The 25,053-nt window shown below is 33.0% G+C and carries 26 protein-coding genes; 15 read left to right on the plus strand and 11 right to left on the minus strand.

The genetic code is table 11. The features are described 5' to 3' along the window. Positions 1-7: 7 nt before the first annotated feature. Together R1F52_02865 and R1F52_02870 are read left to right on the plus strand one after the other, a co-directional pair. Positions 8-931, plus strand: a complete 924-nt coding sequence (locus R1F52_02865) for a branched-chain amino acid ABC transporter permease (protein ID WOV93584.1) — start codon at positions 8-10, stop codon at positions 929-931. Next, positions 915-1,985 carry a branched-chain amino acid ABC transporter permease gene (locus R1F52_02870; protein ID WOV93585.1) on the plus strand — a complete coding sequence of 357 codons (1,071 nt, stop codon included), beginning with the start codon at positions 915-917 and terminating at the stop codon, positions 1,983-1,985. The genes R1F52_02865 and R1F52_02870 overlap by 17 nt, the downstream gene beginning before the upstream one ends. Here R1F52_02870 and R1F52_02875 read toward each other — a convergent pair. From R1F52_02875 to R1F52_02885, 3 genes are all read right to left on the minus strand, one after another. After that, positions 1,967-3,235 carry an LPXTG cell wall anchor domain-containing protein gene (locus R1F52_02875; protein ID WOV93586.1) on the minus strand — a complete coding sequence of 423 codons (1,269 nt, stop codon included), beginning with the start codon at positions 3,233-3,235 and terminating at the stop codon, positions 1,967-1,969. The two genes, R1F52_02870 and R1F52_02875, sit on opposite strands and share 19 nt — an antisense overlap. Beyond that, complete coding sequence (locus tag R1F52_02880) at positions 3,232-3,852, minus strand: ABC transporter ATP-binding protein (GenBank protein WOV93587.1); 621 nt, start codon at positions 3,850-3,852, stop codon at positions 3,232-3,234. Before R1F52_02880 ends, R1F52_02875 begins: the two co-directional genes overlap by 4 nt. A 70-nt stretch (positions 3,853-3,922) precedes the next feature. Continuing rightward, a complete protein-coding gene (locus R1F52_02885; GenBank protein ID WOV93588.1) occupies positions 3,923-5,107 on the minus strand; it encodes an FtsX-like permease family protein in 1,185 nt (394 codons plus the stop codon). A gap of 81 nt (positions 5,108-5,188) precedes the next feature. Between R1F52_02885 and R1F52_02890 the strand changes: the two genes are divergently transcribed. Beyond that, positions 5,189-6,121 carry an AsnC family transcriptional regulator gene (locus R1F52_02890; GenBank protein ID WOV93589.1) on the plus strand — a complete coding sequence of 311 codons (933 nt, stop codon included), beginning with the start codon at positions 5,189-5,191 and terminating at the stop codon, positions 6,119-6,121. 95 nt (positions 6,122-6,216) lie between these two features. Here R1F52_02890 and R1F52_02895 read toward each other — a convergent pair whose 3' ends face one another. Beyond that, positions 6,217-6,429, minus strand: a complete 213-nt coding sequence (locus R1F52_02895; protein ID WOV93590.1) for a hypothetical protein — start codon at positions 6,427-6,429, stop codon at positions 6,217-6,219. Positions 6,430-6,764: 335 nt separating this feature from the next. Between R1F52_02895 and R1F52_02900 the strand changes: the two genes are divergently transcribed. From R1F52_02900 to R1F52_02910, 3 genes are all read left to right on the plus strand, one after another. Further along, the gene (locus R1F52_02900; protein WOV93591.1) at positions 6,765-6,911 is read left to right on the plus strand and encodes a hypothetical protein; all 147 of its coding nucleotides are present in this window, start codon (positions 6,765-6,767) and stop codon (positions 6,909-6,911) included. 152 nt (positions 6,912-7,063) lie between these two features. Next, entirely contained in the window at positions 7,064-7,483 is a 420-nt protein-coding gene (locus R1F52_02905) for a cupin domain-containing protein (GenBank protein WOV93592.1), read from the plus strand. A gap of 267 nt (positions 7,484-7,750) precedes the next feature. Beyond that, positions 7,751-8,251, plus strand: coding sequence for an NUDIX hydrolase (locus R1F52_02910; GenBank protein WOV93593.1), 501 nt, complete (start codon positions 7,751-7,753; stop codon positions 8,249-8,251). Here the strand turns inward: R1F52_02910 and R1F52_02915 are convergent. Then, entirely contained in the window at positions 8,242-9,213 is a 972-nt protein-coding gene (locus R1F52_02915; GenBank protein WOV93594.1) for a phosphate uptake regulator PhoU, read from the minus strand. The two genes, R1F52_02910 and R1F52_02915, sit on opposite strands and share 10 nt — an antisense overlap. A gap of 64 nt (positions 9,214-9,277) precedes the next feature. Between R1F52_02915 and R1F52_02920 the strand changes: the two genes are divergently transcribed. The 6 genes from R1F52_02920 (at position 9,278) to R1F52_02945 (ending at position 16,084) form a co-directional block, all read left to right on the plus strand. Continuing rightward, complete coding sequence (locus tag R1F52_02920; protein ID WOV93595.1) at positions 9,278-10,165, plus strand: GHMP kinase; 888 nt, start codon at positions 9,278-9,280, stop codon at positions 10,163-10,165. Between the two features lie 2 nt (positions 10,166-10,167). Beyond that, positions 10,168-10,902, plus strand: a complete 735-nt coding sequence (locus R1F52_02925; GenBank protein ID WOV93596.1) for a phosphopantothenate/pantothenate synthetase — start codon at positions 10,168-10,170, stop codon at positions 10,900-10,902. Beyond that, entirely contained in the window at positions 10,899-11,702 is an 804-nt protein-coding gene (gene panB, locus R1F52_02930) for a 3-methyl-2-oxobutanoate hydroxymethyltransferase (GenBank protein WOV93597.1), read from the plus strand. The genes R1F52_02925 and panB overlap by 4 nt, the downstream gene beginning before the upstream one ends. Continuing rightward, on the plus strand, positions 11,695-12,909 hold the full coding sequence (gene coaBC / locus R1F52_02935) for a bifunctional phosphopantothenoylcysteine decarboxylase/phosphopantothenate--cysteine ligase CoaBC (protein ID WOV93598.1): 1,215 nt from the start codon (positions 11,695-11,697) through the stop codon (positions 12,907-12,909). Before panB ends, coaBC begins: the two co-directional genes overlap by 8 nt. Beyond that, on the plus strand, positions 12,906-13,736 hold the full coding sequence (locus tag R1F52_02940) for a methyltransferase domain-containing protein (GenBank protein ID WOV93599.1): 831 nt from the start codon (positions 12,906-12,908) through the stop codon (positions 13,734-13,736). Before coaBC ends, R1F52_02940 begins: the two co-directional genes overlap by 4 nt. Before the next feature lie 53 nt (positions 13,737-13,789). Continuing rightward, positions 13,790-16,084, plus strand: a complete 2,295-nt coding sequence (locus R1F52_02945; protein ID WOV93600.1) for a tetratricopeptide repeat protein — start codon at positions 13,790-13,792, stop codon at positions 16,082-16,084. Between the two features lie 154 nt (positions 16,085-16,238). Here R1F52_02945 and R1F52_02950 read toward each other — a convergent pair whose 3' ends face one another. The 3 genes from R1F52_02950 to R1F52_02960 form a co-directional block, all read right to left on the minus strand. Next, positions 16,239-16,541, minus strand: coding sequence for a hypothetical protein (locus R1F52_02950; protein WOV93601.1), 303 nt, complete (start codon positions 16,539-16,541; stop codon positions 16,239-16,241). Positions 16,542-16,655: 114 nt separating this feature from the next. Then, positions 16,656-17,717: an aminopeptidase P family protein gene (locus tag R1F52_02955; protein ID WOV93602.1), complete on the minus strand. Its 1,062-nt coding sequence runs from the start codon at positions 17,715-17,717 to the stop codon at positions 16,656-16,658. A gap of 2 nt (positions 17,718-17,719) precedes the next feature. Beyond that, complete coding sequence (locus R1F52_02960; protein WOV93603.1) at positions 17,720-18,391, minus strand: restriction endonuclease; 672 nt, start codon at positions 18,389-18,391, stop codon at positions 17,720-17,722. 491 nt (positions 18,392-18,882) lie between these two features. Here R1F52_02960 and R1F52_02965 point away from each other — a divergent pair, with 491 nt between their 5' ends. Continuing rightward, the gene (locus R1F52_02965) at positions 18,883-20,802 is read left to right on the plus strand and encodes a type IV secretion system DNA-binding domain-containing protein (protein ID WOV93604.1); all 1,920 of its coding nucleotides are present in this window, start codon (positions 18,883-18,885) and stop codon (positions 20,800-20,802) included. Positions 20,803-21,239: 437 nt separating this feature from the next. Here R1F52_02965 and R1F52_02970 read toward each other — a convergent pair whose 3' ends face one another. Together R1F52_02970 and R1F52_02975 are read right to left on the minus strand one after the other, a co-directional pair. Beyond that, the gene (locus R1F52_02970; protein WOV93605.1) at positions 21,240-22,166 is read right to left on the minus strand and encodes a hypothetical protein; all 927 of its coding nucleotides are present in this window, start codon (positions 22,164-22,166) and stop codon (positions 21,240-21,242) included. Then, positions 22,156-23,253: a hypothetical protein gene (locus R1F52_02975; protein WOV93606.1), complete on the minus strand. Its 1,098-nt coding sequence runs from the start codon at positions 23,251-23,253 to the stop codon at positions 22,156-22,158. Before R1F52_02975 ends, R1F52_02970 begins: the two co-directional genes overlap by 11 nt. Before the next feature lie 303 nt (positions 23,254-23,556). On the opposite strand from R1F52_02975, the gene R1F52_02980 reads away from it, so the two are divergent. Further along, positions 23,557-23,904 (plus strand): integrase core domain-containing protein, encoded by a 348-nt coding sequence (locus R1F52_02980; GenBank protein WOV93607.1) that lies wholly within the window; start codon positions 23,557-23,559, stop codon positions 23,902-23,904. A gap of 132 nt (positions 23,905-24,036) precedes the next feature. Here R1F52_02980 and R1F52_02985 read toward each other — a convergent pair whose 3' ends face one another. Next, complete coding sequence (locus R1F52_02985; GenBank protein ID WOV93608.1) at positions 24,037-24,396, minus strand: hypothetical protein; 360 nt, start codon at positions 24,394-24,396, stop codon at positions 24,037-24,039. Positions 24,397-24,704: 308 nt separating this feature from the next. Here R1F52_02985 and R1F52_02990 point away from each other — a divergent pair, with 308 nt between their 5' ends. Continuing rightward, a complete protein-coding gene (locus R1F52_02990) occupies positions 24,705-24,986 on the plus strand; it encodes an HNH endonuclease signature motif containing protein (protein WOV93609.1) in 282 nt (93 codons plus the stop codon). The last annotated feature ends 67 nt before the right edge of the window (positions 24,987-25,053 follow it).

Raw genomic sequence — 25,053 nt, forward strand, 5'->3', positions numbered from 1 at the left:
TGAAAGATTGATAGATCCAATTTTCGCTGATGCGGTAGTTTTCTCAAGTCTCTTGGCGTTGTTAAGCATAGGATTAACCATGACATACCTTACAACTAGAGTTCCTAATTTTGCTCATGCATCTTTTGCAACAATTGGTGTATACATTGCATTAATTGTAACTAGGGTTTGGGATTCAAATCCATACGCCTCAATTCCTCTAGCATTTATAATATCTGGATTAACAGCGGTTGCTTTGTACATATTCATTTTAAAACCACTTGCTAGGAGAGGTGCATCTCAAGCAATACAAATGATTGCTACACTTGCGTTTGATTTGATAGTTATTGCTCTGCTAAACATAACAGCAGATTACATAATAAGGACATATCGTGTTTTATCAAGAGAATTTACACTACGAAGTTATGATGGAGAGTTTCTAGGTTTACCCCTTGTGATATTTGTCGCTCCAATTACCATTGCGATATTATTAATCATTTTACATATAATGTTAAAGAAGACAAAATTTGGTATTGCAATGAAAGCATCTACAGAGAATGAGGATTTAGCCGGAATAGTTGGGATTAATGTCAAACGAATTTACATAGTATCATGGCTTATTGGTGGAGGTCTTGCAGGCATAGCCGGATCACTATTATCGATGTGGTTTCAAGGAGATCCAAATTTAGGTCCAATGCTGATACCGGGTATATTTGCAGCAAGTATAGTTGGTGGGTTTTTCAGCATTTATGGTGCAATAGCTGGCGGCATATTAATTGGATTAACAGAGATTTTAGGAACACGATTTTTAGCCGGTGAGTTTGGGTCATGGATTCTTGCATATCGTCCATTAATTCCACTTATCTTTATTGTAGTTACCCTCTTAATTGCTCCGCGAGGTTTGGCAGGTATTAATTGGTCTAGGTTGAGGAGAAATGAGTCTAGGGCCTGAACTAATATTTTTAATCAATCTAGTTGCAATATTTGCAATTTATGTTATAATTAATCTAAGTTTAAATTTAGAATTTGGATATACTGGAATTCCAAACTTTGGTAAAGTACTTGCAGTTGGGGCCGGCGCAATTGTACTGGCNTCAATACCGGGCAGAATATTTGCTGGAATTGCAGGTATTGAGGGGAATTTTATAGAGGATAACATTAGTATAATCTCTCAAGTGAACATATGGCTTGTAGATAATGTAGGAATTGGATTTCTAGTATTTTTCTTGACGTTAGGAATTGCAGCAGCTGTTGGTGGTGGTCTAGGTATAATAACATCATACCCTGCAATACGACTTCGTGGAGATTATTTAGCCATTTCACTATTAGCTTTTGGTGAAAGTGTACGAGTCATTGGAAATAATTTCACCCCACTTGTAGGCGGAACACTTGGAACACAAGTGCCAGACCCGTTGGCTTTTCTCCCAGATGGTATTCGCTTTCCTGTAGCAACAATAGGAATTGCGCTAATTGCTCTTTTTGTTTACATACATCATGAAAAAATGATTAGATCCCCTCTTGGTAGAATACTACGGGCCGTTCGTGATAATGAGACTACAGCAGAGTCTCTTGGTAAGAATACCACGCATATTCGAATCAAAGTAATCATGGTCTCGGCTGCACTTGCCGCGATTGGTGGTGCAGTGTATGCATTTTATGTTGGAAGTACCATTGCATTATCTTACGATAGAACAAGTTGGACTTTTTGGCCCTTCCTCATGATTTTACTAGGTGGACTTGCAAATAACAAGGGAGTTGTAGTTGGAACATTCATCTTTGTAGCAATACGAAAGTTGATAATTTATTTCAAAGACTCATTTGAAGGATTTGTACCATTTGATGTAGTCTGGCTTGATTTTCTACTATTAGGAATTATTCTGCTACTCGTACTATTATATCGCCCACAAGGAATTTTTGCAGAAAAACCGACTCCCACTATACCATTTATTGCAAAGCCGCCGGGGCCTAGTATAGGTAAAAAGATATTTTATTTCTTATTCAAATGAAGAATTGAGCAAGACGGTCTCTTTTTCCTGATTAATAGTAGAATGCCTGCAGCTATGATTACTAGGATGATTATCCAAATTAAATTTCCCTGTTGATCATCGGATGTGTTTTGTAGGGGTTGGAGAGTTATTGTTGTCAATTCAGTTACAAAGTATTCAGAGCGCATATTATCTTTGTATCTTACAATAATTTTTATGTCATGATCTCCTTCTTGGAAATCTCCCTCAAATTTTAGTGGGATGTTAAACGGGGTTGGAGAATCAACCTCAATTTCATCTATAAATATTGTAGATTCCTGTAATTGAGAATTTCCAAGTGGTTGTATAGTGACAAATCCAAATAACGCATCTTCGTTACCTTCATTAATTATTTCTCCGATCAAAGTTGGCTGGTCTGATAGTTTTATTATTTGCAAATCATAAATGGATAGATCTTGTTTGCCGTGAATAAAGAAATCCACAGCTCTGACTATCTCCTTTAAATCTCCATGTGCATTCACATATGAGATTAAGAGTGGAGCTCTGAATGTTTGATCTTTAATGGAGCTAGGAACATACACTTGTACTAAAAATTCTCTAGATGAATCCGGAGCTGAATCCCCCAAGTTCCAATACGTGTTTGAAATCACCACATTCTCTAAATTAGTCATGGTGCTCGATTCTGTCTGAGTATTTTGCAGTTCAACCTCTATTCCAGATGCAATAGCAGTACCTGAATTATTAATTATAATGGTGACATTGTTATTCTCAAGTGAACTTAGGAACAAATCAGGCGTGCTAACCTCCAAGATACCCTCTCCTGTAATTCTAAAATCAAAAGATATAGAAGATGTTCGTGTTCCTGATTCTCGTATTCTAGAATATTCTAGTTGTACAGATCCAGGATATGATACAATATTTGCGTATTCAGATATATCAACGAAAAAAGTAAGTGAAAACGTATCGCCTGCCAATGGATTTGATGTCTGATCGGCTGTAAATTGTATAGTACCGCTAGGAGAAAAATGTGAATGTGTTGATAACACTCCTTTAATTCCTGTTATATCTATTGTACCGACATTTGCAAATAATATAGTAAATGGCACATTTGTATCCCCTGGACTTACTTCGATTTTTTCAATAGTGGTACCAAAATATGCATCTAGAAATTTTACATCACTAAATTTTTGATCGAATATTGAATTTTGTGCTGATACATCAGTAATTATTATACCAGATAACATTAAACTAAATATTAAAACATAAATCATGCTCTCAACTCCATCATAAAGGATTGTTCTGAATGTCTGCCATCTTTTATTGTAATAATTCTATCAACATCACCAAACTGTGATTTATCATGAGTGACCACAACAAATGTTTGGTTTAGTTTTTTAGCAGTGCTCTTCATTAAATCAATCACAACATCTGCTGTTTTAGAGTCCAGATTACCTGTGGGCTCATCTGCCAAGACTAGTACAGGGCTATTAATTAATCCCCTAGCGATTGCTACTCGCTGAGCCTGTCCACCTGATATTTTATTACTGGAGCGATCTGCAATGTCTTCCAGTCCTACCAGTTTTAATAGATTCATTGCAGTATTTTTCACATTACTAGTATCATCTTGAATCTGTTTTGGTAACATTACATTCTCTAAAACTGTCAAGTCTGATAGTAAATTTGAAAACTGAAATACAAATCCCAATTTTTCATTTCTAAATGAAGATATTTGAGCATCTTGTAGATTAGAGGTATCAGTACCATCTATGATTACACTCCCCTTTGTTGGTTTGTCTAATAATCCAATCATGTTAAGTAGTGTAGACTTGCCAGAACCAGAACTTCCCACTACGAGTACAAATTCTCCTCTAGGTAATGTAAATGACACATCACTTAACGCTTGTACACGAGTTTCATTCGTTCCATAAAATTTACTCAGGTTATTTACCGTTAAAACACTAGCCAGATCTCATCGCCTCAACTGGTTGTAATTTTGTTGCTCTGTATGCAGGATATAATGATGCAGCAATTGCCAAGAAAAATGCCATTATTGCTGTTTGAACAATTTTCCCAATATTATAACTGACTTCAAGCTCTAGACTGTTATCAAATTTCATATTTGTCTCTTTTGCAAAGAATGTGTATGCCACACCTACTGCTGTTCCAGTACCGGCTCCAATTGCACCAATAAGCATTCCTTGAATGATAAATATGATTAGAATATCTTTTCTTCTTGCCCCTATAACTCTCAGAATTCCTACCTCACGTGTTTTGCTATTTACCAACATCATTTGAATAGTCACTATTGCAAATGCTGAAGACATCATACCAAAATATCCTATTACATTAATCATGGCAATACCAAATCTAAAACCTCGTAGTGTCTTATCTGCTGACTCTTCAATAGTCTCGGCAATATAGTCACTAGAAAACGCACTCAAAAAACTATCACGAACAAAGCCGGCCTGTGAGGGTTTGTTTAATTTTACCATGATATATTGTGAATCACTGCCACGTGCCATCATGTCACGAAGGGTATCTATATGAACAATAACACTATCATCAGCTCCCTGTCCTCCAGCAGAATTAGTTATTCCACTAACTAGAAAATTTTTATTTTGATCTTGACCCCATCTGTCTGTAATGAGTAATTCCACATTATCGCCAACTTTAATACCGCCTAGATTATTCACTACAATATTACCTACAACAATTGAATTTTTTGAAAATACATATTGTCCATCTCCAACAGTTTCATGAATGGTAGATGCTTTAATATCATTAAATGGATTTACCCCAATAACAAAGACACCGTGTTCTGTGATATCTTTACCTGCAACTATAACATCAATCGTCGCTGTAGTTGATAACCGCGCAGTTGCAGCTTCCACTGATGGCATTCTTTCAAGCCAAGTGATTAGTGATTTGTCTGATCTTTCAATATATCCTTCTTCATGTGAAATATACACATCACCAAAATGATAATCAGTTGTATCACGGACAATAGCATCATAGAGCCCTTGAAATATTACAAAGTTTACATGAATTACCAGTATTCCAATACTGACGGCCAATAGTGCTCCGATCAAACTACTTTTTCTATGAAATAACATTCGTTTGGCTAGTAATATTCTATAGTCCATAGGTATGGACTAATTGTCTTATATTTAATATATTTGTTGAAAAAAGACTTATTTAAGACATTTTTACTATAAATTAGTATATTGAGTACAAAATTAGTACAAAAATCTACCAAAATAGACAGATATGACATCCAAATTTTAGGCAAATTATTGAATGACTGCCGTATGTCTAGTCGAAGTATTGGTAGTGAATTGAGTACCGGTGGTGTTTCGGTGCAAAGAAGAATTGACAAGTTGTTGCAACTAGGTGTCATTGAAGATTGGACTTTGAAGATAGAACCAGGTGCTCTTGGAAGAGACGCATTTATCATAACAAGTACTGGAATTAATAAACAAGAGATGCTAAAACAGATAAAACTTGTCGGGGAGCCATACTTTGTAATTCCTTGCATTGGAGATGTGATAGTATGTGGAATAATAGTACGAGATGAGATTGAGCAGAAATTAGAAATTGTTGGTAATTTTATGAAAGATTTCAAGATACTTTCAGTATTTAAATCATCAGAGATTAATTATAACGCAGGAATAACAAAAACAGATTTACAAATTATTAATCAATTGTTAAAAAATCCACGATTCACAGCTAGTCAGATTAATGAGAAGACTGGAATATCATCAAAGACAATAATTCGGTGTATAAATAAATTACAGGATAATGAGGCGTTTCAGTTTACGTTGAAAATAAATCCAAAAAAATTGGTTGGATATATTTTGTATGCTATAGTGGTATGGACAAGGAAGAACAATAGAGATGTTTTGAATAGATTAAATGGACAGTATTCTAATCGCTATGTACAAAAACCATTTTTAACACAGGATCAAACTGTCATATTTTTGTATGCACAAGATATGTTTGAGATTGACGATACTCTACATGAGATTGAACGTGTGGATGGAGTAAAGAGGACTGATTTATTCATACCAAAAGAGGTCAATTATACGAATAACTGGATTGAGGATGTAATAGATGACTCTAAATTTTCAAAGTTTCATCTAGATTACCAGATAAAATAGGCAAGTTGGAGAATAAATTTAAAATTATACGCTCACTATCTTTTTTCCTACCTTAATATGCAATACATTGTCCTCTTCCATCCTCCCTTTCGTTTTTATATATTGACATTTTTTGCATCTCCGATTAGTCCTTCATTATATAATTCATCCATTGCTTTCATGACTTGTTCCATATCCAAGTTAAAATCATTAGCAAGATCACTAGGATAAAAGGTGCGTCCTTTTTCATATGCATTCATGAATATTTCTTTAATCGTATCTTTTTGCAACCCAAAGTTTGTATCTAAACTTTTTTTATATTTTTCCACAATTTTTTGTGAATATTTTGTTGATTTTTCACATTAGATGAATCTGTTTTCAAATTATCCATTTAACTTCTGTATACATTATACACGCTTGCATATAACATTAGAGAAAATCAGATTCTGTTACATTATCGTCATCTAATTATAGAGTTTGATCTTCTAAAATTGAAATTGCTTTATTTGTAATTGGTGCTTCATTATTACTTTCCAACATTCAACCAGATCACTACATTCGAAGACGATTAATGTTGTGGTATTTATTAACAATTATTTTGAGATTAGTGATGATAATCTCTTGATTATCATATCCTTTAATATAATGGAGTTGTATGTATAGTATGAAAAAAATCACTGATGCAGAAAAAGAACGTGTAAAAAATATATATGATTGTGAGGATAGCCCACTAATACATCAAATAAAACCTAGAGGTACTTTTGATATTATTGAATCACGTAAAATACAAAAAAAAGACTTGCAAAGTTAAATATTAAATAGATAAAATCATTTTTGATTAACGGTTCGTAAAGTTTACGAGACCTGAGTAATATTTCGTTTGTATTCTCTACCAATAGGTCTCTCAAAATTAACAAACCCATAAACTAATATTTTAAATACAGTAAAATCAAAAGTCTTCTAGTGAACAAAAAAATCATAATCCCTCTGGCAATAGCCACAGTTGTTTTATCTCTTGCAGGTTTTTCTTTTATTACAGCTGCTGATGAAATTTCCACTACTACACTTTTAGAGACATCTAAAACAGTCATTGGTCAGGATATACAATATCCATCAGGGGTTGCAGACATTACATCAAAAATTATCACAATCCCTCCAGGTGTTCAGACAGGATTCCACACCCATGAGTATCCATTGTTTGCGTATATTATGGAAGGCAAAGTTTCAGTAACATATGGAAATGAATCTTCTGACACAGAACTTGTTACCAAAGAATTTTTAACAGGAGATTCATTTGTAGAGGCCATTAAATATTCTCATAATGGAGTTAACACAGGAGACATACCAGTTAAAATTCTAATTGTAATAATGGGTGCAAACTAGAGAATCAAGTTTGTTTAATTATCAACTAATACAAATAGACAAGGAATAGTATCACGGTTCTGTAACGTTATTGGATGTTTTATCAAATTCTCCTCTACGGTCCTATAAATAACGCACAAAGATGTTACAGGACCTCTGATTCATTTAGTATCATAATATCACAATTATATATAAAAACATGTGGTTATATGATATTAAAATTATACAAGAGAGATAATCAGTATGCGAATATCAAACATAATTATTAGTAAAAATCAGAGTTAATTTATGCAGAAAAAGATTTATTCAGGTAAAATAATTGGTCTTTCTGTACATGATGTTACAATTCAAGGAAGACAGACAACTAGAGAGATTATAGATTATCCCGGAGCCGCTGCCATTCTAGCAATCGATGACAACTCGCAAGTAATACTAGTCAAGCAAGATAGATATCCACACGGTTACACACTAGAGGTTCCTGCAGGGACACTGAATAAAGGGGAGGAGCCAAAAGAGTGTGCTGTACGTGAATTAAGAGAGGAGACTGGAATGCTTGCAAAGAGCATGGATTATATGTTTAGCTATTACCCTTCAATTGGGTATAACAGTGAGATAATTCATTGTTATATCGCAAAGGGATTAGAGGATACAAAAATTCAAGATACAGATCCAGATGAATTTATCGATATAGTAAAGATGGATTACAACAAAGTAATCGAGGAGATTAAAAATGGAAACATTCGAGATTCAAAGACCATCTGCTCTGTACTATTTTTTAGTCACTTGTAGAGTGGTTTTACCAAATCCACGATATCAGACCAAGATTGAGTAATCCTATCTATCATGGTTAATACCTCAAGAAGAGTCAGAGGTACACGACTACGCTTCTCTAATTGTACACGAAAGCGTGCCAGATCGTTATGATATTTTTTATGCAAACGAATAGAGTCGATTGCCAGACTTCGATCATTATTAATAAATGATAAAATAGATCTCTGCTCGGCGTCCTCAAAATTATCAAATATTTTATGAATCTTCTCCAAATCGATTTGAGGTATCACAGTATTATAGACTAATTCTCCTAGCTCTACCACAGTGTCACCGGCGTTCTCTAGTATGTTAGCTGCCAATCTATAATCCAATGAATCAATACTTTCAAGATTAAATGTATCTGCAAGATGTTTATCTATCATAGAGCTACGAAGTAATCGAACAAGAAGAAAGTATTGACGATTCACCTCATTGTCTCTGTTTGATAATCCTTGTAGACTTGATTTATCTGATGATACACCTAAAACATCATTAAACATACCAAATACAAGCAAACTTATGCGTTTTAGAAGCTTTTCTGGATTTAACGTTGCTGCATCAAGAAGAAATTGTATGGTGATCTTTCCTGAATCTTCCTCAGTTATCTCCATGCCGACAAATCTTCTCATAGTATTTCTTATCTGCTCTCTGGCCTCATTTGTTATACTAGTCTTTGATTTTATTGCAATGACATCATAACCTAAGAGATACGCGCCTGTTATTGTTGCAATAATATTCTCCTCCTTAGGTAATGGATATGAGATTTCAACTTTTTTCTGTATACGTGTCTGTTTTTCAGGTGTGATCATTATACTACTAGCAGAATACTCAATCTCAACTTCAGACTGTTTATCCAATCCATTATTATCTACCCATTCTTTTGGAAGGCATACTAGTATGCTACTTCCTATCCTCTGTAGGCGTCGTCGTAGTTTAGCCAATTTAATTCAATTTAAATTATTTAATGCATATTTTTATATTTTTGTAATTATTTAAATTCAAATTATGGAAGGAATCGCGTTCTGCCCCGGACACATCACTGGATTCTTCAAGGCAGAGATAAAAAAGTCTGCAGAGAAGACCGGTTCCCTTGGTGCAGGATTTTCAATACAGTATGGTGTGAAGAGTAGAGTGAGACTAGTTGAGAAGACAAGCATTCCATTTGAAATCACTACAACTGGATTTGATACAGATAACACCAATGTATCAGAGTATGTTTTACAATATTTTATGAATAATAGTGTGATTAATCATACCATACAAGTAGAGCAGCATATTGAGATTCCAGTTGGATACGGACTAGGAAGTAGTGGAGCTGCTGCACTATCTTTGGCATTTGCACTAGACAAAGCTCTTGATACTAGATATAGTAAAGAGAGAATTGCACTAATTGCACACAATGCAGAGATTGATTGTAAGACTGGACTTGGTGATGTATTGGGATCGTACAAGGGTGGAATAGAGATTAGAACAAAACCCGGAGCTCCGGGTATTGGTAAAGTAGAGTTGGTAGATGATCACTCTCACAAGGTTGTATTGATTTGTTTTGCACCAATTGCCACAAAAACATTTATGAAAAAATTATCTACAATAAATGGACTTGGAGGTAAGATGGTAAAACAATTTCAAGCATCAAAAGATATCTATCATTTTCAAGACATGTCAATAGAGTTTGGAAGACATGTAGGAATTATCACTGAACGTCTGGGCAGAGTCATTGAAGAGTTGAGAGATGAAGGCATAAAGTGTGGAATTGCTTTTTTTGGCGAGACCATATTTACGATAATAAAGGAATCAGAGATTAGTCGGGTACAAAAAATTGCCTCAAGGTATGATACTGCACGAGTAATTACTACTCAAATAGACCACAAGGGTCCACGATTAATTGAATAGCCTTGATTCCCAAAAATCACCCCCGAGCCGAATCGTTGCGCATCAGAGAATTATTAATATCCGGATATGAGGACGGGCTTGTTGCAAGAGAGGGGTTAATTGCTCATGGAAGAGGAGAGATGTTTGATTATATCATTGGTGAGAAGACTACTAGTAGTGCAAAATCTGCGATAAAGTCTGCAGCATATTCACTAATGATATCAAAAAGACCAGTAATTTCCGTGAATGGTAATTTTGCAACTCTATGTCCAAAAGAAATAATACAGTTGGGTGAAATTTGTGATGGAAAGATTGAAGTCAATTTATTCTACCATACAGACAAGCGCTCAAAGATTATACAAAAGGTATTGAATAATTATGGTGGGAAGAATATTCTGGTTAATCATTCTAGTAGTAAAAAAATTCCCAACTTGAAGAGTCCCAGAGGTAATGTGAGTTCTGAGGGGATTTATCAGGCAGATGTAGTGCTAGTACCATTAGAGGACGGAGATAGAACTGAATCTTTAATCAATATGGGTAAGATTGTAATTACTTTTGATCTCAATCCTCTATCTCGTACAGCTAGAATGGCATCAATCTGTATTGTTGATAATATAACTAGAGGTATGACCCTACTAGTTGAGGAGTGTCGCAGAATTAAACATAATAAAAATATTAAAAGGGTAAAGTTTGATAGTAACAAAAATCGCAAGGCCAGTATAACACAGATTATGAAATATTTGGAGAGGCAGGCATGAAAAATACTAGTTTAATTAAAAATATGAAATCAAAGCAAAAGATTGTCGTGCTAACTGCATATGATTATACCCTTGCCACTCTATGTGATAGAGCAGGCGCTGATGTACTACTAGTCGGAGATAGTTTAGGTATGATAATGCTCGGTTATGACAGTACCATTCCAGTAGTAATGGATGAGATGTGTCTATTTACAAGCGCTGTATCACGAGCTAGAAAAAATGCTGTCATAGTAGCTGATTTACCATTCATGTCATATCAGTCTGGTTTATCTGATGCAATTAAAAATTCAGGTAAATTGATTCANACTGGCGCTGATGCTGTAAAGTTGGAGGGCGGTAGTGTAATGAAAAATATCATACAAGGAATCACTAGTGTAGGAATACCGGTAATGGGGCATATTGGACTGCAGCCTCAAACTGCTACTCTATCAGATGGTTATGTGGTTCATGGAGATACTAGCAACTCGGCTGAAAAATTAATTCGTGATGCAAAATCTGTTGAAGAGGCCGGTGCATTCAGTTTAGTATTAGAAAAAGTGGAAACAGATACTGCTAGAATAATTACATCTGAAATATCAATACCAACCATTGGAATTGGTTCGGGGAGTGGTTGTGATGGACAGGTACTAGTAACTCATGACATGCTTGGTATGTATGATAAAATCAATCCTAAATTTGTGAAAAAATACTCTAACCTATCTGGAATCATAACGGAATCTGTAACACAATATATCAAAGAGGTGCAATCTGGGCAATTTCCAGGCACAGAGCACTCTTTTTCAGGAAAGAGAAATGAATAATCATCCATCTTTAGATATTATTGGTATCGATGGGAGTGAGCTGAATAATAAAAAAATCATACTCTGTGTTACCGGCAGTGTTGCAGCATACAAGGCAATTGAACTTGCAAGATTATTCATGCGACATGGTGCAGATGTGACGTGTGTGCTTAGTAGAGCAGTTGAAAAATTGATTCGTGCAGATTATTTTAAATGGGCTACTGGCAATGATACCATAACAAAACTAACTGGTAATTTGGAGCATATTCAAGTTGCAAATTACAACACATCTGATGTTATAGTGGTATATCCGACAACTGCAAATACACTAGGTAAATTTGCAAATGGAATTGATGACTCTGTGATATCTACCATACTCACTACTAGTTTTGGTTCCAAAATTCCAATAGTAATGGCTCTAGCTATGCATGAATCAATGTATAATAATGATATCATACAAAAGAATATCAAGTATTTATCAGATAAGGTAAAGTTTGTATCCCCTGTAATTTCAGAGGGAAAGGCAAAGATTGCAGAGCCAGAAAAAGTATTAAAAGAGGTGATAAAGATTAATCGTTCTGAAAAATTATACAAGAAAAAAATATTGATATCTGCTGGACCAACTGAGGAATTCATTGATGATATCCGTGTTGTTAAAAATACTAGTAGTGGTAAAACAGGAATTCTGCTTGCAAAGGAGCTGAGTCGTGTTGGAGCAAATGTCACACTAGTGTATGGACCCGGAGAGTATGATATCCCTGCAGGAATTTGTGTCATTCCGGTAAAGACTGCAAAGCAGATGGATGACACCATTACTAGTAGGGTGAAGAAATCCGATATTGTCATAATGGCCGCTGCTATCTCCGATTACACCCCAAGAAAGATTAGTGGAAAATTGAATAGTGAAAAGAGTGAGATTTCTGTAAAACTGGTCAAAACTGCAAAGACTATAGATAAAATCAAAAAGCTCAAAAAAAGCATATTTCTTGTTGGGTTTAAAGCAGAGATTGATGTCTCTGTAAAGAAATTACAGACTAGTGCTAGAAATAAACTCAAACAATCTAGTGCAGATTTAATAATCGCAAATGATATTGGAGTGAAATATAAAAAAGATACATCATATAATGATGTATTAATCATTGATAAAGAAAATGTTGTAAAAACTGGTAGGAAAAAAAAGGAAGAGATTGTAAAAATAATAACAAGAGCAATTGAAGATAAAATATGAACAAATCCTCAGATTATAAAATATATAATATGAAAATATGGAATGAGATTGCACCTAGATATCAAAAGAGATGGATTGGTGCAAAGACTGGGCCGTTTCAGAGTGGAGATGTACTAGTTGATATGATGAACTTTTCTGCTAACGATAAAGTGTTGGATGTAGCATGTGGTACAGGAGTTATAACTGCAAGAATTGTGAAAAAAGTCAGGAATGGAATGGTTGTTGGTGGAGACACTTCTATTACCGCATTAAAATTGGCAAAAAGAAAGATACCTAATGCTCACTTTGTAAACATGGATGCAGAGAATTTTAGATTCTCTGAATCTTTTGATGCTGTTACATGTCAGTTTGGATTATTTTTCTTTCCAAATGCACAAAAGGCACTGAGGAATATGAAGAGTTGTCTGAGAAAAGGAGGACGATTAGGTGTTACTGTTCATGGTGAGAAATATGGATCTCCATACTTTTCTAGTATTATGAAAGAGATTACACAATTCATACCAGATTATATGAATAATGGTAGTCCGGATTTGGCTAGATTTGGTACCAAAAAGGCACTCAGAGAAGAGATGAAACGGGCAGGATTTGAGAGAATAAAGGTAAAAGATATCATTTATCAGTATAGCCCTGGAACATTTGATGATTATTGGAAAAATTATACAAAGTATATTGCAAAACCATTACGACAAAAGATGAATAAATTGAGTAGAAATGAAAAGATAGAGTTGAAGAGTCGTGTAGAGAATAATACAAAACGTTTTACAAATAAAACTGGCAAGATCACATTTCCTTGGCAGATTTTGATAGTATCCACAGAGATACATTAGTCAATAGAAAGCTAACAAGTAAATTAATATAATTGTATGATTATATCTTTGAATTGAGATATTTTGATCAGAGAGGAAAGGCGAGAGAGAAAATAGATATTGAATATATTTTTGAAGAATTTTATTCACTTTTATCACTTGTAGAAAATTTCAATGAAGAGGCAGAGGAAAAACTCATACAAAATAATTTAATGTTATTTCATATACACAATTATATCGTTATACGCTTGGTTACAATATTAGAACATTTTTTTTGGTTTATAACAAAGGTAACAATTAATGAGGATAAAGAATTACGTACAAGTATACAAAAAGAATATGTTGACATAAAATTTAGTGATTTAGAAAATTATAAAAGTGGAAGAATTACATCAGGAAGAGTTTATGCTACAGCACATTCTGCTCAAAATTTCAAAGATATTTCAACAATTATGAAAAAAATTTTGCGGTTGAATATTACATATTATGAACAAATTATAAATGAATTAAAAAATAGTGTAGAGTTTAACACAAATCACTCCAAAGAAAGCTATCTACAAAAAGTAAAGATCGATGATTTATTTGATATTCGTCATGAATTGGTACATACGTTAAGCAAAAAAAGATTAAATATTTTTCATATGTATTGGGCAGTTGAAGAAATAATGATCATAACTCAGAGTATGGTTAGGAATGTTGAGAAAAAACGTCAAAAAAAAATTACCTTCAAAATTGAAGGAATTATACAAGCGTATGTATCTAAGAGTATATTTTATCATAATAAAAAAGAGCAAAATTTAGAAAAACAATATTTTGAGGAAGCAATCAAATGGTTTGATAAAGCATTGGAGATTGATCCTGAAGATGCAGATGTGCTTACTAGTTTGGGAAATGCATTTGCTATGAAGGAGGAATATGAGGAAGCAATTGGTTTGTTGAAGAGGGCACTTGATATTGATGAACATGATGTAGATGTGCTTACTAGTTTGGGAAATGCATTTGCTATGAAGGAGAAATATGAGGAAGCAATTGGTTTGTTGAAGAGGGCACGTGATATTGATGAAGAAAATGTAGATGTGCTTTCTAGTTTGGGAGAAACATTTGCTATGAAGAAGGAATATGAGGAAGCAATCAAATGGTTTGATAAAGCATTGGAGATTGATCCTGAAGATGCAGACACATTATACTATAAAGGAAATGTAATGATTAATCTAGAGAACTATGAGGACGCAATTGGTTTGTTGAAGAGGGTACTTGATATTGATGAACATGATGTAGATGTGCTTACTAGTTTGGGAAATGCATTTGCTATGAAGGGAGAATATGAGGAAGCAATTGGTTTGTTGAAGAGGGCACTTGATATTGATGAACATGATGTCGATGTGCTTACTAGTTTGGGAAATGCATTTGCTATGAAGAAGGAATATGAGGAAGCAATCAAATGGTTTGATAAAGCATTGGAGATTGATCCTGAAGATGCAGACACATTATGCTGTAAAGGAAATGTAATGATTAATCTAGATAACTATGAGGAAGCAATTGGTTTGTTGAAGAGGGCACTTGATATTGATGAACATGATGTAGATGTGCTTACTAGTTTGGGAAATGCATTTGCTATGAAGAAGGAATATGAGGAAGCAATCAAATGGTTTGATAAAGCATTGGAGATTGATCCTGAAGATGCAGACACATTATACTATAAAGGAAATGTAATGATTGATTTAGATAACTATGAGGAAGCAATTGGTTTGTTGAAGAGGGCACTTGATATTGATGAACATGATGTAGATGTGCTTACTAGTTTGGGAAATGCATTTGCTATGAAGAAGGAATATGAGGAAGCAATCAAATGGTTTGATAAAGCATTGGAGATTGATCCTGAAGATGCAGACACATTATACTATAAAGGAAATGTAATGATTGATTTAGATAACTATGAGGAAGCAATTGGTTTGTTGAAGAGGGCACTTGATATTGATGAACATGATGTAGATGTGCTTACTAGTTTGGGAAATGCATTTGCTATGAAGGGAGAATACGAGAACGCAATTAGTTTGTTGAAGAGGGCACTTAATATTGATGAAGAAAATGTAGGTGTACTTACTAGTATGGGAGAAACATTTGCTATAAAGGGAGAATACGAGAACGCAATCAAATGGTTTGATAAAGCATTGGAGAATGATCCTAGTTATGAAATTCCAATTTGTAATAAGGCAATTGCGTTAGCAGAACTTAATCTATACGAAAAAGCAGTTAGTTATATTGACAAAGCATTAAAAGATATACCAAATAGTAAAACAATAATGAATTGTAAAAAATTAATTAAAGAAAAACAAGACAAGTATGATTCTAGTAATAGAATTAAATAGATAATATAATGACTTGTGTGTTTTATAATTATACTCTAAAAATTTTGCTTAAAATGTTTTAAATTTGTGTTAGAATACTTGCATTTATTCTTCATTCAAGAATCAATTTGTCAGGTAACAAGATAGATTATAATTTTGTATTTGAATTCTTATCTCATTGTACTTTTCCGCTAGATTTTTTTACTTTAACTACAGTTCTACCATTTGATTTTCCTACAGGAATTGCATCTACCATCTTGCCTTCTAGACGTCTTTCCAGTCTATCTTTTGCTGCAAAATAACCATATTCACTCATTTCAGGAGCATTTACATTTGCAGGTCGTATACGTGTACTGCCATTTGCAAATCGTATACGTGTACTGCCATTTGCAAGTCGTATACTTGTATTGCCTTTTGTAGGTCTGTGAGCAACTACAGTTTTCCCGTTAATAATACGTATAACAAGACGTCTTATCATAAACAAGTAATACGCATTCCCACATAAAAGAATATTTACACATATCATACCTATGTTTAGTGTAAAATTATGACATCATATGATCATCAAACTAAATCTAATTATTTAATGATATTAGATTCTAATGGGTTCTTTAGTAAATTTATGCAACAAAATGGGTTTTCCTTTAGTCACAATAACAGAGTCTTCTATACGAATTCCAAATTTCTTTGGAATATAGATTCCAGGCTCTATTGTTATAGCCATATTGCTCTTCAAGACCTCTTTACTATTCAAAGATATTGCAGGTGATTCATGTACATCTAGACCAATTCCATGCCCCGTAGAGTGGATAAAATATTTGCCAAAACCTTGTTTATCGATATGATTTCTACATGCTAGATCTACATGTTTACAAGTAGCATTAGCAGTAGTAGCGTCTAATCCTAATTGCTGAGAGTGATGTACAGCGTCATACGCTTTTGCAGCATCAGGGGACATTTCACCAATATGAAATGTTCTTGTAGCATCAGATACATAGCCTCGATACCGTAGTGTTAAATCTACTACAATTAGATCACCGTCTCTGAATTTTCTATTAGTCACTTGTGCATGCGGCAGTGCTCCGTTTGGTCCTCCAGATATAATTAATGGGTTTGTGGTCCAACGATAACCAGTATCAAACAAGCCTTTATCCATTGCATATGACATTAGAATTGTTTGTAATTGTGATTCATTTTGATCTACTGTAATTGAATCTACACATAGTTGAAACATTTCATCAATTATTTTAGAGGCTTTCTTTAATAGATTAATCTCTTGGGTATCTTTGAGTAATCTAGCTCTCTGAAGTGAGATGAATGATTGTTTGAGCTTTGGAAATATTTTTTTCATCGCGCTGAAATAAGTTATATCTTTAGCATCGGTACAGATTTTTTTAGATTTTATTGATTTTAGTGATGATGTTATAGCAGTTCCTCTAGGCGCTGCAATGATTTCACAGTCTTTGCTTTCAAGTTTTGCACGCTCTACCTCTAAACTTGGGGCAAAAATCCTTACATTATCTTTAGTCAATACACCAATAGCTTCTCCCCAAAAGCCAGTCAAGTAGAAAAGATTTTCAGGCTCTGTTACAAGCAGAGTATCGCATTGTACATCACGTACATATCTAAAAATGGTTTTCTGTCGTAGATTCATAATTATTCATCAAAAAAATCATTATCTAATTGTTTAGTTGTATATGTAGTTGTACACTTTGTTCCAATATTATATTCATACATATACATTGCAAGTTGTTTCCCATCAATTAAAATAATATTATTATCACTTTTTTTAACAAATTCTTCTGTGCCGCTACTAAAAGTGGATGAAGTAATAAAAATACCTTTTTTAGATGATTTAGACGAAAGAGCTCCTGCAAATCCTCTAACAGTTTCAACTGGAACAGAGGACTTCCATCTTTTAGCTTGAAGATATATTTTGTCCAAACCTAGTTTGTCCTCTTTTATAATACCATCAATGCCACCATCTCCAGATTTCCCGATAACGTTATCTTCAATACCATAACCCATTGCTCGTATCACTTTTATTACTAGACGTTCAAAATATTGAAAATTTTGAGAATTAATTTTTTGATGAAGCTCGTTCTCGACTTGTGTACGTAAGGTTTGTTGGGTACTCTCAAGAATCTCCTCAGGTGAGAGTTCAGATTTGATGGTTTGGATGGTATTTTGTTTTTTATTTTTATATCTAAATATAAATTTTTTATAAGATTCTAATGTTTTTAAAAATTTAAGATTAACCCTTGTTGGATTTTGTTTAAGAATTTCTCTTCCTTTTTTAGTTATCATAATAGTTTTATCATCGTTCACAACAATTCAGCTCGGCTTTAGATAAATGAAATATAGCCCAGGAAGTACGATTAGCGATTCGAGTTTGTGTTCCAGATTGAAGATATTGATTTTTTTCATCTTCATTGAGTTCAAAGTGCTCTATTATTTTATTTATAATTTCTTTACGAGAAATTGGTGTGTGTGTAAAAGTAATAATTGGTAACATAATTTCTTGAAATGGTGGAATCAATATCTAAAATTAAAATGAATAATATAAAAATACTAGTATGATTTTGAGTGTAATTCAATATAACATAATAGAGTCATTTCGTAATGACAATATTATCGTTAAACTTCTAAAAATAAAAATTATAATTTAAAGTAATTGTGAGTTATTAAATAATTTCATATCAATTCTATGCCTAATTGTTGAAAATTCTTCAAAATTTATGTATAGATTTCAAGTAAATTGTAATGTATATTGATTAGTCAATCTATCTATATACTTGTAAAGGGTATATCATATTGGTTTGAGCCAGTCAAATTTTGGCGATTGTAAAAGTTATTCAAAAGGATTTGTAGTGGATCCAAATGATTTATCTAGACACACATACATTTTGGGAGGTAGCGGTTCAGGGAAGACTACTTTGTTGAGAATTTTATTCAAACATCTAGAGTTGGCAAATGTAAATGATATATTTAAAAGTGCATTCATCTATGTGGATACAAAAGATGATGATGCGATACTATTCCTAAGACAATGTGAAAAGAATACCTTGAAAAATAATGTTCAGTTTGTAGATATTAGTAGTAGTAATTTTAAATTAAACATATTAGAATTGCCACAGTACTATACAGATTGTAATAGTATAGTCTCTAGAATGACAGGACATGTTGTAGATATGTTTAAAGAATATTATTCACAACATCAGACCTTCATTCAAGTAGAACGTATCTTAAGATTACTACTACTCATATTATACGCACAATCCGACAAACCCACACTATTAGACTTGTTTGATCTTGTAACTAGATTCAAAAAGTATGGTACAGGTGAAGTAGACCGATTAATCAGTTTAGGAAAGATTCAGAATGCACAGACTGAGGAGGCATTAACCACACTTGCAGATTTGAGGGCAGATATGTGGTTGCCGATATTGAATAGAATTGAGCAATTTACTACAGATCCATACATGAAACAGAGATTTTCAGTCAAGAAATCCTCCATTAATTTTGAGGATATACTTCAGCCTGGAAAATTTACTATTTTCCAAATAAGTGATACACAAACACCTATTCATGCACACGGTATTGCAATTACCTCTATTGTAATGAAGATTCGGTTTGCTGTACAATCACGTGCAGCTATGATACCTGCAGAGGACAGAACTTTGGTCGTTTTAGCATTAGACGAGTTTCAAAAGATACATGATTTAACACTACTATCCACACTACTTGCTCAGGCTCGATCATACAATTTAGGGCTAATCCTTTCACATCAAAATACATCTCAGATATCTGCAAAATTATTAGAGAGTATAGCTGGAAATACAGCAACACAAATCTTTGGTAGAGTATCTGGAATTGATGCTGAACGAATAGCGAAAATTATGGATCCAATGTTTGCAGATATGCTCACAAAACAGATTCCTGTACAATCAGATAGAGTGTTTACTGCCAAAATGCGTGATGTAGATAATGAACAGAGCACTCCATTACAGTTTACAGTTCGAGATGAACCATTATTACTTTCAAGTATTGATGAGGTCAAGACATTATTTGAATCAAGAAATGATAAGGTTGATGAAGATCCACCGATGGTTAGTGAAGGTTCGGATTGGATGCTGCACATTACGATTCCATTCTACTCTAAATTAGAGTGGGGAATATTGGTACATTTGGAGAAGAATGTGTCTAATTTGGTCTCTATTGTCAAAGCTACAAAGGTACCTAAACGTGAACTTGCAAGTAAGGCATTGACTAATTTGATGGCCAATGAAGTAATCACAGTACGAGAGTCTGGCATGAGAGGTAGAGTGTTTGAGCGTAAATTTGATTTAATGCCAGAGCATCGCAAGTTGTTATTTCCAGATAATTTTCGTGATATAGGAACAGCTCAGGATATAGAGATTGTAGCAGGTATGGCAATGTCTTACTATATGGAAAAGGGGTATTTTGTTTGTATAGCTAAACAGCACAAGTATAAAACGCATGTATTCAAGACGGATCTTGTTGCATTTGACTATGATAGAAAAATATCAATATCCGTTGAGGTAGAATCTAAAGTTGAGGTATCTGGACATCCCGAACAGGTCAGTTTCAATATGAGGAAGTGGAGAGAGATGGGGTTTTCACAGTGTCATGTGTGGACAGCATCCAAAGTAATTACAAAATTTGAAGAGGTAGAAGATGATGGTGTTTCTGTATTTTTCGTGGATGTTGAAAAGTGAGAGATTATGAAATAATAAGTATAGGAATGGTTATTCCATATTACAAGTTTTGGGATTTCGTTAGCTATAATATATTCATCTATGATCCTGTTTAAACTGTCTATCTCTTTTTGTAATCTTGTACAATCAAATCATTTGTTTGTAATGGCAATTTGCCAGTTTGGACAAAGTTATCCCTCCATTGATAAAAGCTGGAGTAACATTGTACTTTATACACAATTCTACAACACTGTTGTTAGTGTAGAGAAATTCAAGAATTATTTGTACCTTGTTTTGGGGTGAAATCCTTTTTTTCATACTCTTTCTTCCTCCATGATCCAAGATGAGATTATGTATGTGTAAGTGGTCTCATTCTAAAGTGGTCCTCACTATCAGAGGAAAAAATATTTAGAAAAATTTTAGACATAAATATCTGAGTAGCTAGATTCCCATAATTTTTAAGGTTTTTTAGATAAGACCTTATTAAAATCCTTTTTAATCCTCTCAAGATATAATTTCTTTTTCAGTGTAAGATAACCGATGGATGTTGGTTCTCGTAATGATAATTTAGTAATAGCTTGCACTTTAATATTTTCTGGCATTAAATTATTTAATGTACTTGAATTATCTACATTACCCAAAATAAATCTTTGATCTACTGTTAAATATTCTTTCAATGTTTGTTTGGTAGTAAGATTTTGAATGATTTTCCAAAAATCATTTGGACGAAATGGGTTTTTACGCTCTTGTTTTCTCAAATCATGCATACCACGAAAAACCGATTCTCGATCCCCCGTTTTTCCTGCATGAAGAAATTTTTGAATGGCTGCCGCTTTATCTTGTATTTCTTGAGGCAATTGTATAGCAAATAATTTATTTATATCGACTTTTACATTTACATTTATTTCATCAATTTCTAACTCTGTCCAAATATTTTCTAATTTTTTAGGATCTTTTAATGATGCATCTAACCAATATTTATCATAATCATCACTCGGATCTCTGTTAATCGAGGGTTTGATGTGTACTAAATTCTTTAAACTTTCTTCTTTTATACCTCCCTCCAGTTTTACAAAATAACCATCAGATTTAGGCAATGTTTTTGCATCAAGAATCCACTCATTATCAATTAACTTCCATAATGGTTTTAATGAATTAAATACTGCGTCCTGCATTTCAACAATACGAAATCCAGAAAAATTAGGAATTTTTAGTGTTTTATGATTTTTTCTATAGCCCTCTTCAATGTGAAATGACAGACCTATTTCACACGTTTTATCATTGAAATTTATACACATGGATTTTGTTTCTGGTTTAAAATCAGAAAAATAGGTTTTGATTGTTTCAAACCATAATACTGGATCAGCAGATATACTAAGTACCATGGTCAATCCTCATATTTCTAACGTTTTTATATGCTTCATCTTCATAAACTTTTTCAATTTCTATTGGAATATTCACTTTTAATTGAGCACTCTTACGGTTGTCTCTAATTTCTATATTTCCTGTTAATGGTGGATATAAGTTTCCTACCAAATCTTCATAATTTATTGTTATATATAACGAGGTTAATTTTGTCTTAAGATTTGCTACTATGTTTGTGCCAGAATCTATCTGTAAATACGCACCTATATTTCTTGCAAAAACATCTGTTATTCTTTTTATCATATACCCTTCCATTGTATCATATAACACATTCATAAATTTATCTTGTTGTAGTGTATTAAGATCCATTAACCAATCTATCGTTTCTTGTGTGATTTCATCATCCTCTTTTAATTCTTTAATAAATTTTTCATCATCTAATCTCTTTTTAAATTTATCAAGTTCTCGTAAAAGTAGTAATTTATTAATAGTGACTTGATTTGGATTATTTTTTGATGATGTTTCAAATACTCCTTCTCGTAGAAAACCCTGAACTAATTCATCTATTACAGTTCTTCCACCTTCCGATACTAATTCTCCACCAATATTTGCCTCAATTCTAATTGAAATATCACCAAATCCTTTGAATCGTAAATGAATGGGTAATGTGGTTTCCTCTACATCATTTAACGATATGTAATCGGGAATTTGTTCTATTTCTAGATATGGTCTAAACACTCGCACATATACTAGTGCCTCTGTTTCATCATGATTAGTTTCGATCATCTTTATTTTTATTTCTTTTTGTACAGCTAATTCATCAAAAGGTTTTTTTGATGCAATTGTAACTCCAAAATATTTTTTTGGGTTTAATTTGGATTCTCCAATTTCAGTTACACATAAAATATTTTCGTCAAAAGTATGTTTATAAACATTAATAAAATCTTTAACTTCAAAACATTTTGGAATATTAATTTCAATTTTTGTAAAATTTATGTTTTTGTTGATTTTCACATAGAAAGTAATTTCTTCTGTGGGTAAAACCCATGTTGGTATTTCAGTTGTAATTTTATCTGATTCGTTTTTATCAATCCCCTTATTCATCATAATCTGTCTATTGATTTAGGTACCAATAACTATTATACTTTTCTTAGCTCTGTACATAAATAGATATAACATATTTCAGTATGTATTAATCCTAGAAAGATCAAATCAGACATCATAAAATCTACTGATATATTCAAACTAACTAGACCTAATGAATTATGAGAGACAGACATTATCTACATTTGATGTGGTAAAGATAGATGATACTATTGTTTCAATGTTGTTCACGTATTTGCAGGGAAATGAATAGAACTTTTTGATACTACCACTAGTGATGCTGTAGTTGTGAGAGAGGTAAAGGTCATGTCAATACACAAATCAAAGGTAGGCAAACTAGTCATTTGTTCAGACAATGGTACACGATATATGAATAGAAAATTTAAAGATACACTAAATGTACTACAAGTCAATCACGAATACATTTGGAATCACATGCCAGAGAAGAATGGTCATGTGAAATCCTTTCACAAGACACTCAAGAAAGAATATTTGTGGCCGCATGACTTTACGAGTTTCCAGGAAGTCAAAGTTGTACTGTCATCGACATTCATAGATTATAATCAGTCTAGGATTCATTCTTCATTGATATATGTAACTCCTAATGAATTTGTAGAGTCATGGAGGGATAGAAACAACTTAGGAAAAGTGTAAAGAAAAACATGCAAAAAGTGGTCTCAAAATGGAGGGTCCGCTCCATAAATTAGATTTTACATGCATACATAATTTCAAACATTGTATACAACATTTACACAGATGTCCAGCTCATTATTCATAACTCTCAATCTAATTTTTTCTTGATCTTTTTTTATTACTTTTTCGATCAAACGACTTTATTAAATATTCGTATACATCTTTAACTAAATTACCTAATATGATGCTAATCATTTCATCAGATAATTTAATATGCATATTTATTGTGATGTCAATAGTAGCTTCAATAGAATATTTTGAATGAATTAAATGTATACGAGAGGTAATAAGATTTCTATGTACATCTTCACCTATACGTGTTGAAATTTTTCCTAGTTCTTTAGGATCAACAATTACACTAAAATTAATATTCTTTTTCACATCATCAATAGGAATATTTTTTATTCTATTTAGAATCAATTTTTCAGCATCAGTTAATGGGATTGAATTCATATATCGTAAACATGAATTTCTTCAAATTAAACTTTTTGTACAGGATGACCTGTAGATTAAAAAGCAAAGTACTAAATTATTATCTTACGTGTATAAGTTATCGATGAATTGACAATACCACATTTAGAAAACAATTTATAGATTTTTACAATGATATTTTTAATGGCAGACGATGAAGAATTTAACGGATTTTTAGTAGTTATTGGATTCGTGTTTTTCATTATAGTGATATTCGGATTTATTTTAGATATAATAATTGGAATTACACTATTAATTATATGGTTTATTGGTCTCATCATAGCTTTTCGTTGTCCACATCTGAATCAAATGATACAACAGAAGAATATGACTCAGATGATGAACAACGTTCAGATGATGTAAAAAATACTCTTTATGGTAAACAAGCAGGTATTTGTAATGGTTGCAGAAATCATTATCGAATTAAAGATTTAGAAGTGGATCATGTAAAACCTAAATCTCGTGGTGGTAGAGATGTTGATGATAATTTACAATTATTATGTGGAAGTTGTAATAGAATCAAAGGAGGTCGTGATATGAAATATTTGAGAGATAATTTACGAAAGGATTAGAAATAACATGAATTGGAAATATGACCAATTTTTGTTCATAGATTTAAGTAGAAAATTTATTGTGCCT

Source organism: Nitrosopumilaceae archaeon AB1(1) (assembly GCA_033471095.1).
GTDB lineage: Archaea > Thermoproteota > Nitrososphaeria > Nitrososphaerales > Nitrosopumilaceae > Nitrosoabyssus > Nitrosoabyssus spongiisocia.